The 14695-nt window shown below is 70.0% G+C and carries 11 protein-coding genes; 7 read left to right on the forward strand and 4 right to left on the reverse strand.

Annotated features, from left to right (window positions below; translation table 11 throughout):
• Positions 1 to 107: 107 nt before the first annotated feature.
• Positions 108 to 872 (reverse strand): SDR family NAD(P)-dependent oxidoreductase, encoded by a 765-nt coding sequence (locus ACE3N6_RS17440; protein WP_374247087.1) that lies wholly within the window; start codon positions 870 to 872, stop codon positions 108 to 110.
• Positions 873 to 1125: 253 nt separating this feature from the next.
• Between ACE3N6_RS17440 and ACE3N6_RS17445 the strand changes: the two genes are divergently transcribed.
• Positions 1126 to 2151 (forward strand): AraC family transcriptional regulator, encoded by a 1026-nt coding sequence (locus tag ACE3N6_RS17445; RefSeq protein WP_374247088.1) that lies wholly within the window; start codon positions 1126 to 1128, stop codon positions 2149 to 2151.
• 6 nt (positions 2152 to 2157) lie between these two features.
• Positions 2158 to 5067 carry an HD domain-containing phosphohydrolase gene (locus ACE3N6_RS17450; protein ID WP_374247089.1) on the forward strand — a complete coding sequence of 970 codons (2910 nt, stop codon included), beginning with the start codon at positions 2158 to 2160 and terminating at the stop codon, positions 5065 to 5067.
• A gap of 94 nt (positions 5068 to 5161) precedes the next feature.
• Here ACE3N6_RS17450 and ACE3N6_RS17455 read toward each other — a convergent pair whose 3' ends face one another.
• Positions 5162 to 6253 (reverse strand): acyltransferase family protein, encoded by a 1092-nt coding sequence (locus ACE3N6_RS17455; protein ID WP_374247090.1) that lies wholly within the window; start codon positions 6251 to 6253, stop codon positions 5162 to 5164.
• Between the two features lie 279 nt (positions 6254 to 6532).
• Positions 6533 to 8857: an acetate/propionate family kinase gene (locus ACE3N6_RS17460; RefSeq protein ID WP_374247091.1), complete on the reverse strand. Its 2325-nt coding sequence runs from the start codon at positions 8855 to 8857 to the stop codon at positions 6533 to 6535.
• A 356-nt stretch (positions 8858 to 9213) separates the two neighbouring features.
• Between ACE3N6_RS17460 and ACE3N6_RS17465 the strand changes: the two genes are divergently transcribed.
• Genes ACE3N6_RS17465 through ACE3N6_RS17480 form a run of 4 tightly spaced genes read left to right on the forward strand, consistent with a single transcriptional unit; the run spans position 9214 to position 13763 of the window.
• Positions 9214 to 10251: a branched-chain amino acid ABC transporter permease gene (locus tag ACE3N6_RS17465; protein ID WP_374247092.1), complete on the forward strand. Its 1038-nt coding sequence runs from the start codon at positions 9214 to 9216 to the stop codon at positions 10249 to 10251.
• Positions 10248 to 12038 carry an ATP-binding cassette domain-containing protein gene (locus ACE3N6_RS17470; RefSeq protein ID WP_374247093.1) on the forward strand — a complete coding sequence of 597 codons (1791 nt, stop codon included), beginning with the start codon at positions 10248 to 10250 and terminating at the stop codon, positions 12036 to 12038. Before ACE3N6_RS17465 ends, ACE3N6_RS17470 begins: the two co-directional genes overlap by 4 nt.
• Positions 12035 to 12781 carry an ABC transporter ATP-binding protein gene (locus ACE3N6_RS17475; RefSeq protein WP_374247094.1) on the forward strand — a complete coding sequence of 249 codons (747 nt, stop codon included), beginning with the start codon at positions 12035 to 12037 and terminating at the stop codon, positions 12779 to 12781. The genes ACE3N6_RS17470 and ACE3N6_RS17475 overlap by 4 nt, the downstream gene beginning before the upstream one ends.
• A gap of 55 nt (positions 12782 to 12836) precedes the next feature.
• Positions 12837 to 13763 (forward strand): helix-turn-helix transcriptional regulator, encoded by a 927-nt coding sequence (locus ACE3N6_RS17480; RefSeq protein WP_374247095.1) that lies wholly within the window; start codon positions 12837 to 12839, stop codon positions 13761 to 13763.
• On the opposite strand, the gene ACE3N6_RS17485 is transcribed toward ACE3N6_RS17480, so the two are convergent.
• Complete coding sequence (locus ACE3N6_RS17485) at positions 13748 to 14482, reverse strand: response regulator transcription factor (protein WP_374247096.1); 735 nt, start codon at positions 14480 to 14482, stop codon at positions 13748 to 13750. The genes ACE3N6_RS17480 and ACE3N6_RS17485 overlap by 16 nt on opposite strands.
• Between ACE3N6_RS17485 and ACE3N6_RS17490 the strand changes: the two genes are divergently transcribed.
• The coding region (locus ACE3N6_RS17490; protein ID WP_374247097.1) for a hypothetical protein at positions 14481 to 14695 on the forward strand (215 nt) is incomplete at its 3' end. The two genes, ACE3N6_RS17485 and ACE3N6_RS17490, sit on opposite strands and share 2 nt — an antisense overlap.

Here is a 14695-nt window from a genome sequence, read left to right on the forward strand (position 1 = left end):
TGGGCGGTTGTGCGCTGGCGTCGGTCAGGCGGGGTCGGCAGCGGGGAGGAGGGGCACTGCGCGTCCCGCGCGGTCTCCTCACTCCTCACGCCTCACTCCTTACTGCATCACTTGGCTGCCATGCGGATCGCGCCGTCGAGGCGGATCACTTCGCCGTTGAGGTAGGCGTTGCCGAAGATGTGCTCGACCAGCGCGGCGTATTCGGCCGGCTTGCCCATGCGGGAGGGGAAGGGAACCATCTTGCCGAGGGCTTCCTGCACGTCGGCGGGCATGCCGAGGAGCATCGGGGTTTCCATGATGCCCGGGGCGATGGTCATCACGCGGATGCCGGTGCGGGCCAGTTCGCGGGCGATGGGCAGGGTCATCGCCACCACACCGCCCTTGGAGGCCGCGTAGCCGGCCTGGCCAAGCTGGCCGTCGAAGGCGGCCACGGAGGCGGTGGAGACGATCACGCCGCGCTCGCCGCCGGCGTTGGCTTCGCTCTTGCTCATGATCTCCGCGGCGAGGCGGGTCATGTTGAAGGTGCCGATCAGGTTGATGTTGATGGTGCGGGCAAAGGATTCGAGGCGGTGCGGGCCTTCGCGGCCGACGACTTTTTCGGCCGGGGCGACGCCGGCGCAGTTCACCAGGCCGCGCAGGGTGCCCATCTCGACGGCGGCGGCGAAGCAGGCCTTGGCGCTGGCTTCGTCGGTCACGTCGGTGGCCACGAAGCGGGCATTGGCGCCCAGCTCGGCGGCGAGGGCGTCGCCGGCTTCCTTGTTCACGTCGGCCAGCACGACCTTGCCGCCGGCGGCGACGATCATCTTCGCGGTTGCGGCACCCAGGCCGGAACCGCCGCCGGTCACCACGAAAACGTTGTCCTTGATCTCCATGAAACACTCCTGTTCTTGATGTGATTTTGAATCGGATGCCGGCGCGTCTCCGCCTCTGGGGGCGCGCCGCAATGGCCGTGAACTCTAGGCACAAGCGGAGCGGGCTTCCATGCCGAAATCGATCAATGTGAATGGTAGAATTTGCCACATTGCAGAGCAGCAAAAAGGCCGTCGGAAAGCGCCGCAGCCGCCCTGGTCTGGCCTTGCCCGTCGCGTGGCCATCGATACCCGAACCGACCTCTCCGCCCGCCCCATGAGCCTTCCCACCGCCGACAAGGGCACCATCTCCATCGCCTTCGTGCTCGAGGCGCTGGCGGGCGTGCGGGCGCGGGGGCTGGACGCCAACGCCTTGCTGACCCGCGCCGGCATCTCGCCGGAACTCCTCAACGCGCCCCAGGCGCGGGTGTCGTCGGCCCACTACGGCCAGCTGTGGCACCTCATCGCCGAGGGCATGGACGACGAGTTCTTCGGGATGGACGCCCACCCCATGAAGGCCGGCAGCTTCACCCTGCTGTGCCACAGCGTGATCCACTGCGACACCCTGGAGCGCGCCCTGCGTCGGGCGCTGCGCTTCTTCCGGCTGGTGCTGGACGACTTCGAGGGCGTGCTGGAGCGGGACGGCGCCAGCGCCCGGGTGGTGCTCGTCGAGCGCCACCCCGAGCCCCGCCGGGCCTTTGCCTACGGCACCTTCCTCATCATCCTGCACGGGCTGGCGTGCTGGCTCGTCGGGCGGCGGATCACCCTCGACCACGCCCGCTTCCGCTGCGCCGAGCCGGATTTCAGCGCCGAGTGGCGGGTGCTGTTCTCCCCCGACCTGCGCTTTGGCGAGGCCGAGACCGCGATCCGCTTTCCGGCCGAGTTCCTCGACATGGCCAACGTGCAGAACGCCCGCACGATGAAGACCTTCCTGCGCAGCGCGCCGGCCAACTTCCTGGTCAAGTACCGCAACAGCGACGGGCTGGTGGCGCGCATCCGGCGCCAGCTGCGGCACATCCCGCCCGACACCTGGCCGGATTTCGAGACCCTGGCGCAGCAGCTCCACAGCTCGGTGTCCACCCTGCGCCGGCACCTCATCGACGAGGGCCAGTCCTACCAGTCGATCAAGGACGACCTGCGCCGCGATCTGGCGATCAGCCAGCTCTGCCATTCCGACAAATCCGTGCTCGACATCGCCCACCACCTGGGCTTTGCCGAGGCCAGCGCTTTCCACCGGGCCTTCAAGAAATGGACCGGCGCGCGGCCGGGCGAATACCGGCGCAACCTGGCCGGGCAGGTGTAGGCGGCCATGAAGCCCGCGCCGCGCCGGCCGCGCTTCCGCCTGCCGCTGCACATCCACATTTCGACGCTGTTCTTCCTGCTGGTGCTGGGCGCCGGCAGTGCCATCGGCTGGGTGTCGTACCAGCGCAGCGTGGCGATGCTGGAGCGGGCGGCGGAGGATCTGGTCCGCCGGGTGGCCGAGCAGACCCTCGCCGAGACCGACAAGCTGCTCCAGCCGGTGGGCACGGCGGTGCGGCTCACTGCGCTGGAGCGCCTCACCGGCGCCCGCACCCTGGCCGAGCGGCGCGCCAGCCTGCCCTTCCTGCGCCGGGCGCTGATGGCCGCGGGCGCCGCCTCGTCGATCTACGCCGGCTACGCCAACGGGGATTTCTTCCTGCTGTTCCGCATCCGGGATGAAGAAGCCCGGCGGGCCACCGGGGCACCGCCGGGGGCCGACTGGCTGGTGCAGAGCATCGAGGGCGGGCGCGCCCGCTTCCTGTTCCTGGACGACGGCCTGGCGGTGCTGCGGGACGAGCCCCGGCCCGAGTTCGTCGCCGGCTTCGACCCCCGCGCCCGCGGCTGGTATCGGGACGCCCAGGCCAGCGACGGCCTGGTCTACACCGAGCCCTACCTGTTCGCCACCACCGGCAAGGCCGGGGTGACGGTGGCCCGGCGGGCGGAGCACGGCGGCGCGGTGATCGGGGCCGACATCCGCCTCGCCTCGCTGGATGCGTCCCTGGCGCGGCAGCGCATCACGCCGGGCTCCCGGCTGGTGGTGCTGGACGCCCGGCGCCGGGTGGTGGCGGCGAGCGATCCGGGCGAGGTGGCGCCCGCGCTTGCCGGGGATGCGCCGGCGCTGCGGTCGGCGGCGGATTTCGGCGGCGTGATCGGCGCCCTGGCCCGCCAGCCGGTGGCGCCGTCGGGGCAGGTGGCGCTGGCGGCCTTCCAGGCCGAGGGGCGGGATTGGCACGGCGCGGTGATGCCCCTGCGGGTCACCGGCGGGCCCCAGGCGGCGCTGGGCATCGCGGTGCCGGACGACGAACAGCTGGTGGAGGCGCGGGAACTCCTCACCCGCGCGCTGCTGGCCTCGGGGCTGGTGATGCTGGCGGCCCTGCCGCTCACCTATCTGGGCGCGCGGCTGGTGTCGCGGCCGATCCGCGAGCTGGCCGACGAGACCCGGGCGATCCGCCGCTTCGACTTTGGCGGCGAGGTGGCCACCCGGTCGGTGGTGAGCGAGGTGGACGACCTGGCGGCCGATCTGGCGTCGATGAAGCGGGGCGTGCGCCACTTTCTCGACATCTCCGCGGCCCTCGCCCGGGAGCCGGATTTCGCCCGCCTGCTGCCGCGGCTGGTGGACGAGACCGTGGGCGTGGTGCAGGCCCGCGCCGGGGTGCTCTACCTGGCCGGCGACGGCGAGGGGGACGGCGCGATGGAGCTGGCCTCGATCCGGCGGGCCGGGGCCACCAACCTGCCCCGCGATCTGGCCCCGCCCGCCGCCGCCATGACCGCGCTGGTGCCGGCGGGGCTGGCGTCGGGCATGGGCGGGGTGTGCCCGGCGGCCGATCACCCCTGCGCGGCGCTGGCGAACGCGCTGGGGCTGGCCCGGCTGGCCTACCTCGCGGTGCCCCTCAACGCCCGCGATCATTCCGCCACCGGCCTGCTGGTGCTGTGGTTCGAGGCGGAGCCGACGCCCGATCTGGTGCGCTTTGTCGAGGCCTTGTCGGGGGTGGCGGCGCTGTCGGTCGAGACGCGGGCGCTGATCCGGGCCCAGCGGCGGCTGTTCGAATCCTTCATCCAGATGCTTGCCGGCGCCATCGACGCCAAGAGCCCCTACACCGGCGGCCACTGCGCCCGGGTGCCGGTGCTCACCAAGCTGCTGGCCAAGGCCGCCTGCGACGCCACCGACGGGCCGTTCAAGGATTTCCAGTTGGGCGAAGACGACTGGGAGGCGGTGCACATCGCCGCATGGCTGCACGACTGCGGAAAGGTGGCCACGCCGGAGAGCATCGTCGACAAGGCCACCAAGCTGGAGGTGCGCTACAACCGCATCCACGAGATCCGGATGCGCTTCGAGGTGAAGAAGCGCGACGCCCGCATCGCCTGCCTGGAGGCCGTCGCCGCCGGGGCCGACCCCGCCGCGGCGAACGCCACCCTGGACCGGGAGCTGGCCCGGCTCGACGCCGACTTTGCCTTCGTGGCGGCCTGCAACCTGGGCGGCGAGGCGATGGCGGCCACCGACGTGGCGCGCCTGCAGCGCATCGGCGCCCAGACCTGGACCCGCACCCTGGACGACCGCCTGGGGCTGTCGGACGAGGAACTGCGTCGCCACGGGGCCGCGCGCCCGCTGCCGGCCACCGAGACGCTGCTCGCCGACAAGCCGTGCCACCGCCTGGCCCGCGGGCCGGACGAGGGCATCGCGCCCGACAACCGCTGGGGCTTCCGGCTGGCGGTGCCGGCGCTGCGCCACAACCACGGCGAGCTGGCCAACCTGTCGGTGGGCCGCGGCACCCTCACCGACGAGGACCGCTACACCATCAACGAGCACATCGTGCACACCGTCCGCATGCTCGAGGCGCTGCCTTTCCCGCGGCACCTGCGGGCGGTGCCCGAGCTGGCCGGCGGCCACCACGAGAAGATCGACGGCACCGGCTACCCCCGCGGCCTGACCGGCGACGAGATGAGCCCGGTGGCGCGGATGATGGCGATCGCCGACATCTTCGAGGCCCTCACCGCCGCCGACCGGCCCTACAAGAAGGGCAAGACCCTCTCGGAGGCCATCGCCATCATGGCCCGGATGCGCGACGAGGGGCACATCGACCCGAACCTCTTCGCCCTGTTCCTGCGGGCGGGGGTGTTCCGCGAGTACGCCGAGACCCACCTGAGCCCCGAGCACCTGGATGCGGTGGATGTGGAGGCGATGCTCGCCCGGGCAGGCTGAGGCCCGGCCGGTCGGCGGCGGGATGAAAAAACGCCGTCGCCCGCAAGCGGGGGACGGCGTGACGAGAACGGGGCCGGCGCCGGGCCGGCGGGGGTCAGCTCCCCAGGGCCAGGGCGGCCAGCCAGCCGCCGGCCACCACGCCGGCCGGGAACAGCAGGCGCATCCGCACCGGCAGCGAGCGGCTTTCCACGTGGCGGTAGAACAGCTCGCCGCCAGCGAGGCTCACCCCCAGCGCCACCAGCATGCCGATGGCGTTGACCATCGGGTGGGTGGGGAACAGGGTGGTGAAGGCCGCGTTCACCACCAGACACAGGGGGAAGTGCACCAGGAACACCGAGTACGAGATGCGCGCCAGCCGGCTTACCGGGGCCGGCAGCGGCAGGGTGTGGAGCAGGCCGCTGCGCCCGGCGACGCCGAGGAACAGCATCACCGCGGTGGCCACCGCGATGCGGGGGCGGAAATCCACCGCCAGTGCGGTGACGGCGACCGCCGCGAGGGCGGCCAGCCACAGGCCGGCGCGGGGCTGGCGGATGGCCCAGCCGGCGAGGATGCCCAGGCCGAAGCTGCCGAAGAAGTAGAGGGCGGTCTCGTCCCAGAAGGCGTCGCGGTTGAAGCCGAACAGGGCGGCGAGGGTCATCGCGGCGACGAGGGCCGGCGCCAGCGGGCGCAGGGCGGCGACGCGGCCGGGCAGCCACAGCAGCAGCACGGCCAGGGCGAAGAGCTGGAAGTCGATGGCCACGTACCACACGCCGGCCGACAGGGCCTCCTGGTCGAGCAGGTCGTGGAGCAGCAGCACGTGGGCGAGGAGCTGGCCTAGATCGGGCACGTCGGAGATCGAGCGGTGGGTCATCCACACCCCGGCCAGGGCCGAGCAGGCGATGGCCAGCAGGAGGGCGCCCGAGTAGGGCACGACGAGGCGGGTGTAGCGCTGGACGAGCAGGTTGAGCGGGCCGCCGGAGAGGGCGACCGGGCCGAACTTGCCGGCGAACAGGAAGCCGGAAACCACCAGGAAGACCTGCACGGCCATCCGCGCGTACTGGTCGAGGAAGTCGATGAAGCCGGGCATCAGCGGCCGGGCGATGTCGGCCATGGGGCCATAGAAGGCGAGGTGGTGCAGGACGATCAGCACGCAGGCGATGGCCTTGAGGGCGTCGACGGCGGGCAGTCTAGAGGCGTCAGGGCGCATGGTGTTCGCGCATTCTCCGGAGGCGGGGATCGGGTGCTCGACGGGAGGCGATGGCCTGAAGGGTTTGCTGCACTGCAGCAGTCGAGCGAAGCCGCGGATTATACGCGCGAGGCATCCGGGCGGGCATGAAATCCGCCCGGAAAGTGTTCAAAAATATTGCAGTTTTGTGAACGGACGCCTTGCCGGCCGGGGCTGCCGGCGGGGTCGGGAGGCGATCTGCTGCGGCGCGCCGGCGCTTGGCCCTGGGGGCCGGGCCGGCGCGTGCAGGGGAGGGCGGGCCTAGTAGCGGCTCTGGATTTCCTCGATGTAGCCGAGCATGCCGGTGCGGATGTTGGCGGCGTTGCCCTCGTCGGTGTCGATGTGCATCGCCAGCCGGTAGGCGGGGTTCACCCGCACCACCACGTCGCCGAAGATCAGCTCGCGCTCGCCTTCGACGCGCACCCGCACCACGTACTTGTCGCGCACCCGGAAGCGCAGGGCGTCTTCGGGCGACATGTGGATGTGGCGCTGGGCGCAGATCACGCCGCGCTCGATGGTGGTGCTGCCGAACGGGCCTTCGAGGGTGATGCCGGGGGTGTTGGTGAGGTCGCCGGATTCGCGGATCGGGGGCTGGATGCCGACCTTGAACTGCTCGGTCATGGCGATCTCGACTTGGGTTTCCTTGCGGGTGGGGCCCAGCACGCGGACGTTGGCGATGCGGCCCTTGGGGCCGACCAGGTGCACCTTCTCGGCGCAGGCGAACTGGCCGGGCTGGGATAGTTCGTGCTCGGGGGTGAGCTGGTGGCCGGGGCCGAACAGCTTGTCCACGTCGGCTTGCGAAAGGTGCACGTGGTGGGCGGAGATCTCGATGGGGATCGGCGCTTCGGCCTGATCTTCGCGCATGGCCACCGACAGGGCGTTGCGTTCGATGGCGCGCAGGGTTTCCCAGGCCACCAGGCGCTCGTCGTCGTTGGTGATGACGAGGATGGTGACCGGCGAGTCGTCGGCGGAGACGATGGCGTGGTCGCCCACCCGGCCGAGGTTGCGGTTCTTCTCCTCGTCGAGGCGGATGCCCATGTAGCCGAGGCCCTGGCAGGCCAGGCTGCGCACCGCGGCGCTGGTCTCGCCCACGTCGCCGGTGAAGGCCAGCACGTCGATGCCGCCCATCGCCGCCACGTAGGCGCCGATGTTCTTGCGCACCTGGTAGCAGAAGGCCTTGTGGGCCAGCAGGGCGCGGTGGTGGCCGTCGTTGGCGGCGGCTTCGATGTCGTGGATGTTGCTGGAGATGCCCGAGATGCCCTTCAGGCCGCCGTTGGTGTTGATCATCGCCGACAGCTCGTCGGCGGAGAGCTTGTTGTGCTCCATCAGGTGGATCATCACCGCCGGGTCGATGCTGCCGGAGCGGCTGGGCATGATGAGGCCGTCGGTGGGCGTCATGCCCATGGTGGTGTCCACCGAGCGGCCGTGGTCGATGGCGCACAGGGAGGCGCCGATGCCCAGGTGGCAGGAGACGATCTCCAGCTCGCCCAGCGGGCGGTTCAGCACTTCGGCGGCCTTCAGCGACACGTAGCGGTGGGAGCTGCCGTGGAAGCCGTAGCGGCGGATGCCCTGCTGCTTGTACAGCTCGTAGGGCAGGCCGTAGAGGTAGGCGTAGGGCGGCAGGGTCTGGTGGAAGGCGGTGTCGAAGACGGCGACGTGGGGCACGCCGGGCAGCTGGCGCATGGCCTCGCGGATGCCTTCGACGTTCACCGGGTTGTGCAGCGGGGCGAACACCGACAGGGCCTCGATGTCGGCGATCACCGCGGGGGTGATGACCGCCGAGCTGGCGAACCTGCTGCCGCCGTGCACCACCCGGTGGCCGACGGCGGTGACGTCGCTGGGATGAAAGGCGAAGGCGTCGCCGAGCAGGCGGGTGGATTCCTCGATCACCCGGAACAGGTCGGTGAGCGGGAAGGGGGAGCGTTCGGCGGAGCGGACCTGGGTGCCCACGAAGACGCGGATGCGCGACAGGCCGGGGTCGGCGTTGTCGATGATGCCGTGGACGTCGGAGCCCAGGTCGTGGGTGTCGTAGATGCCGAAGTGGATCTGGCTGATGCCCACGTTGAGGGCCAGCACCTTGCCCGGGGAGTCGGTGTGCAGCGACAGGGAGTACGGGTCGTCGGCCTTGGCGGGCTGGCCGGGCTGGCCGCTCAGCATGTCGGTGGACAGGGTGCGCACCCGGTCGAGCAGCTTGTGCGACAGGTAGGCGACGGCCTTCGGGTTGGTGAGGATGTGGAGGTTGAAGACCTCCTGGGGGATCAGCAGCACGAAGCAGCGGTTGCCGGCGATCACGTCGGCGGCGATGCGGTCGCCGGTGAGGGTGGACATCACCCCGAACACGTCGCCCGGGCCCAGCTGGCTGATGACGGTGCGGGTGCCGGTGTTGTCGGTTACCGAGATCTCGGCGTGGCCGGTGATGACGATGCCGATGTTACGGGCTTCGTCGCCCGTCTCGAGCATCGCCTCGTTGCCTTCGTAGGTGGTGAGCCGGGATTGCCCGACGATGGCGTCCACCTTGTCGGCAGGGAAGCTGGCGAACAGGGGAACCTGTTCGAGGAAGAATTGCTTGAGGTCAACTTCGCTCATGATGTGTCTCGCAAGACGCGGGGGTTGATTCAGTGTGATGGCCTAGCCTAGCACCTTTGCTGCAGTGCATCACCGCGTAGATTCCCTTATACGCCTCCTGCGAGACATTTGTGCGTGAAGTAACGCCCGGGCGGCGGCCCGCGCGCCCCGGCGCGGCGACGTCCGCCGGAAACCGGCCACCCGATCCTGGGTGGCTGGTTTCGTTTTGGAGACTCGTCGCCTCAAAACATATCAAAAAAGAGTTGTTACAACTTTAATGTATCGTATAAAGTATTCTTGTTGGAGGAAGTGGTGCCGCTTATATCAAATACTAGATGCGGCTTGACGGTAGTCCGGTTAAGGAGAGGGGTTCGGCCTTGGATGCAGGAATCGTGTTGATACTCGGACAGGACGGGGTGACCGGCGGGGCGATCTACGCCTTGCTGGCGCTGGCCCTGGTGCTTGTCTTTTCGGTCACCCGGGTGATCTTCATTCCCCAGGGCGAGTTCGTCGCCTTCGGGGCGCTCACTCTGGCGGCGCTGCAGGCCGGCAAGGTGCCGGCCACGGTGTGGCTGTTGGTGGCGATGGGGGCCTGGGTGGCGGCGCTGGATCTGATTGGCCGGGCGCGCGACGGGGATCTGGAGGGCGTCGGCGGCCTCCTGGGCTGGAACCTGGCCTACCCGCTGGCGCTGGCCGGCCTGCTCCACGGGGTGGAGGCGGGCGGGCTGCCGATGGCGGCGCAGATCGCGCTGACCCTGGCGATCCTGGTGCCGCTGGGGCCGATGATCTACCGCATCGCCTACCAGCCGATCGCCGACACCAGCGTGCTGGTGCTGCTGATCGCGTCGGTGGCGGTGCATCTGATCCTCACCGGCCTGGGGCTGGTGTTCTTTGGCGCCGAGGGCGTGCGCACCGCGCCTTTCTCGGAGGGCAGCCTGAGCTTTGGGGAATTCACGGTGAACGCCCAGACCCTCTGGGTGGTGGGCTGCTCGCTGGCCTTCATCGTCGGGCTGTACGCCTTCTTCGCCCGCACGCTGTACGGCAAGGCGCTGCGGGCGACGGCGGTGAATCAGTCGGGCGCCAAGCTGATGGGCATCTCGCCGGTGGTCGCCGGCAAGCTCACCTTTCTGCTGGCGGCGCTGCTGGGCACCTTCTCGGGGCTCTTGATCGGGCCGATCACCACGATCTACTACGACACGGGTTTCCTGATCGGCCTGAAGGGCTTCGTGGCGGCGATCATCGGCGGGCTGGCGAGCTATCCGCTGGCGGCCGCCGGCGCGGTGCTGGTGGGGCTGCTGGAATCCTTCTCGTCGTTCTGGGCGAGCGCGTTCAAGGAGGTGCTGGTGTTTACGCTCATCATCCCGGTGCTGCTGTGGCGCTCCTTCAACAGCCATCACGTGGAGGACGAGGAATGAACGCCACGATCCGATTGCTGGCGGTGGTGGCCGTGCTGGCCCTGGTGCCGGCGCTGCTGCCGCCCTATTACGTCACCCTGCTCAACTATATCGGCATCGCGGCCCTGGTGGCGGTGGGGCTGGTGCTGCTCACCGGCGTGGGCGGGCTCACCAGCTTCGGCCAGGCCGCCTTCGTGGGCGTGGGCGCCTACACCACGGCGGTGCTCACCACCTCCACCAGCCTGCCGGGCTGGATCGCCTGGGCCGGGGCGTCGCCGTGGCTGGCGCTGGGCGTCGGCCTCGCGATCACCGGGCTCATCGCGCTGCTGCTGGGCTCGCTCACCCTCAAGCTGTCGGGCCATTACCTGCCGCTGGGCACCATCGCCTGGGGCATCAGCCTGTACTTCCTGTTCGGCACGCTGGATTTTCTGGGTGCCCAGAGCGGCATTTCGGGCCTGCCGCCGATCCGCATCGGCAGCTGGGCGCTGGATGAGGGCAGCGAGATCTACTACCTGATCTGGGCCTTCCTGCTGGCGGCGGTGGTGACCACCCAGAACCTGCTCGATTCCCGCGAGGGGCGGGCGATCCGCGCGCTCAAGGGCGGCGTGGTGATGGCCGAGGCGATGGGCGTGGATACCTCCCGCTCGCGCATCGTGATCTTCGTGATCGCGGCGCTGCACGCGGCGGCGGCCGGCTGGCTTTACGCCCACATGCAGCGGCTGGTGAACCCGTCGCCCTTCGGGCTGCACCACGGCATCGAGTATCTCTTCATGGCGGTGGTGGGCGGCGCCGGCTACGTGTGGGGCGCGGTGGTGGGCGCCGGGCTGGTGACGCTGCTCAACCAGTGGCTGCAGGACATCCTGCCGCGCATCTTCGGCCACGCGGGCAACTTCGAGATCATCCTCTTCGGCCTGTTGCTGCTGCTGATCCTGCACCGGGCGCGGGAGGGCCTGTGGCCGGCGGTGCTGCGTGTGCTGCGGGTGAAGGCGCCGCCCAGGCGGGTGTCGGATTCTGCCGCCGCGCTGCCGCGCCGGGCGATGCCCACCCGCGGCGAGACGATCCTGGAGGTGAAGGACGTGACGCGCCGGTTTGGCGGGCTGGTGGCCAACAACAACATGAACTTCAGCGTGAAGGCCGGTGAGATCCTGGCGCTGATCGGCCCCAACGGCGCCGGCAAGAGCACCATGTTCAACCAGATCTCCGGCGTGGATACGCCCACCTCGGGCGAGATCGTCTTCGCCGGCAAGGCGGTGGCGGGGCACGACTCCCGCGAGATCGCCCGCCTGGGCATGAGCCGCAGCTTCCAGCATGTGCGCCTGCTGCCGCGGATGAGCGTGCTGGAGAACGTGGCCATCGGCACCCACCTGCGGGGCTCGACGGGGGTGTTCCCGGCCGCCTGGCGCCTCGACCGCAAGGAGGAGGAGCGCCTGCTGGCCGAGGCCGCCCGGCAGATCCGCCGGGTGGGGCTCGAAGCCCACATGCACGACGAGGCCGGCGCCCTGGCCCTGGGCCAGCAGCGCATCGTCGAGATCGCCCGGGCGCTGGCGGCCGACCCCTGCCTGCTGTTGCTGGACGAACCTGCCGCCGGCCTGCGCTTCAAGGAGAAGGAGGCCCTGGGCGAGCTGCTCAAGAAGCTCAAGGCCGAGGGCGTGGCGATCCTGCTGGTCGAGCACGACATGGATTTCGTGATGGGGCTGGTCGATCGGATCGTGGTGATGGAGTTTGGCGAGAAGATCGCCGAGGGCCTGCCGGAGGAGATCCAGCAGAACGAGCGGGTGCTCGCGGCCTATCTGGGAGGTGTGGAATGAGCGCGCTGCTCGAAGTGCAGGACCTGCGGGTCAATTATGGCAAGGTCGAGGCGGTGCACAAGGTCAGCCTCAAGGTGGGCGCCGGGCAGATCGTCACGGTGATCGGCCCCAACGGCGCCGGCAAGACCACCAGCCTCGCGGCGATCATGGGGCTGATGAACGCGTCCGGGCGGATCGTCTTCGACGGCCACGCCCAGCGCCGCGCCAACGTGGAGAAGCGGGTGATCCAGGGCCTCGCCCTGGTGCCCGAGAAGCGCGACCTGTTCGGCGAGATGAGCGTCGAGGACAACCTGCTGCTGGGCGCCTTCCAGCGCTACCGGCAGGGGCATCGCGATCAGGCCAGGACGATGGACGAGGTGTTCGAGCTGTTCCCGCGGCTCAAGGAGCGGCGCGCCCAGGCGGCGGCCACCATGTCGGGCGGCGAGCGCCAGATGCTCGCCATCGGCCGCGCGCTGATGGGCAAGCCCAAGCTGCTGATGCTCGACGAACCCAGCCTGGGCCTGGCGCCGCTGATCGTGCGGGAGATCTTCCGGATCATCGCCGGCCTGCGCGAGCGGGGCGTGTCGATCCTGCTGGTGGAGCAGAACGCCCGCGCCGCGCTGCAGGTGGCCGACTACGCCTACGTGCTGGAGATGGGGGCGGTGGCGATGGAGGGGCGGGCCGCCGATCTGGCGGACGACCCGCGGGTGGTCGAGGCCTACCTGGGTTTCGGCGGCAAGCACCAGGATATGCTCGCCACTTGATCCGGACCTTTGGGGAGCGGCGTCGCCTGGCGCTAAAATGCGCGATTGCATTGAAATGACGGGCGACATCGTGGCAGCGGAGCAGGACGACAAGGCAGCGCAGACGGAGGCCCCGGCGGCCGGGCTGGATGCGGATTCGGCGGCGCTGCTGGCGGTGCTGGCCCGCAACATCCGGCACTTCCGCGGCCAGCGGGGCATGACCCGCAAGAACCTGGCCGAGCAGTCCGGCGTGTCGCTGCCGCATCTGGCGCGCATGGAAAGCTCCCAGGGCAACGTGTCGGTGGTGGTGCTGGGCAAGGTGGCCAAGGCCCTCAACCAGCCGGTGGCGAGCCTCTTCGGCGACGACGAGGCCCGCACCGGCGATTTCAACCTGATCGTCGAATTCCTCAAGCGCCAGCCGGTGTCCAGGCTGGCGCGCATCCGCGAACAGATCTTCGCCGACTACCAGCCGGCCGAAGGCGTGCGCAAGGATCGCATCGTGCTCACCGGGCTGCGCGGCGCCGGCAAGTCCACGGTCGGGCAGGCGCTGGCCACGCGGCTCGGGCGGCCCTTCGTGGAACTCAACCGCGAGGTGGAGCAGGAGGCGGGCCTGAGCCTGCAGGAGATCATCACGCTCTATGGCCAGTCGGGCTACCGCAACCTGGAGCGTCGCTGCCTGGAGCAGGTGGTGGTGCAGCACCCGCAGGTGGTGCTGGCCACCGGCGGCGGCATCGTGGCCGAGCCGCTCACCTACGAAATCCTGCTCAACTCCTTCTTCACCGTGTGGCTCCACGCCGAGCCCGACACCCACTTCCGGCGGGTGATGGACCAGCACGACATCCGTATCGCCAAGCCGGCGCTGTACCGGGAGGCGATGGACAACATCCACCGCACCCTGGAGGCGCGGGATCACCTCTACCGGATGGCCGCCTTCGAGGTGGACACCACCCACCTGGGCGTGGACGACGTGGTGGCGCGCATCGTCGATCAGCTGGGCGCCTGAGGGGCGTCGTCGTCCGGGGCGTCGCCGGCATTGCGGAGCGACAGCACCCGGGGTTCGTGCACCCGGTCCAGGCGGTAGCCCTCGCCATAGGCCGAGGCCAGCCGGTAGCCGTGGCGGGCGTCGAGCATCAGCCGGCGGCGGATGCGGCTGACGTGGGTGTCCACCGTGCGAGTGAGGGTGGCGTTCTGGCTGCGCCAGATGGCGGCCAGCAGGCGATCCCGCGACAGCAGCCGGCCGACGTTGCGGAACAGCAGCACGGTCAGGTCGAACTCCTTTTCGGTGAGCGGTACGACGGCTTCGTGCAGGCGCGCCACCCGGGCGTCCAGGTCGAAGGCGTAGGGCGCAAAGTTGAGCTGGATGCGCCGGCCCCGGTGCTGGGAGCGGTTGCGCCGCCGCAGCACCGCCTCGACCCGCGCCAGCACCTCGCGCAGGCGGGTGTCGCGGCGGATGAAGTCGTCGGCGCCCAGCGCGAAGGCGTCGGCCAGCAGCGCCTCGGAGTCGGGGCAGTTGAAGAGGATCAGCGCCGGGTCGAAGCCGGCGGTGTCGCGGAGCCGGTGCAGCAGCGCCGGCGCGCGCCGGGAGAGGCCGGCCCCGTCGATCAGCAGCAGGTCGAAGTGGGGCCGGCCGGGTTCCGCGAGCAGCGGCTCGCCGTCCTCGTAGTGCTGGGCGGTGAAGCCGGCGTGGGTCAGCGCGGCGAGCAGGTCGCTGGCGAAAGCCATGGAAGATGAGATCAGCGCCACGCGCATGATTGCCAATCCTGTGGGGGAGCCTGCGGCGCAGGCGGGGGTTTCACAGCGCCGGCCCCGGCGTTTTTGCAGCCTTTCTTGTGAAGGCTTGCATTTTTGCAGGGGGGTGTATCCGGGTGACCGGCATGGCCGGGGCGTCCGGCGCGGCGATAAAGCAGCTTTTATGCCTGTGAAATCCGCCTGGGC

Source organism: Zoogloea sp., assembly GCF_041904905.1.
GTDB lineage: Bacteria > Pseudomonadota > Gammaproteobacteria > Burkholderiales > Rhodocyclaceae > Zoogloea.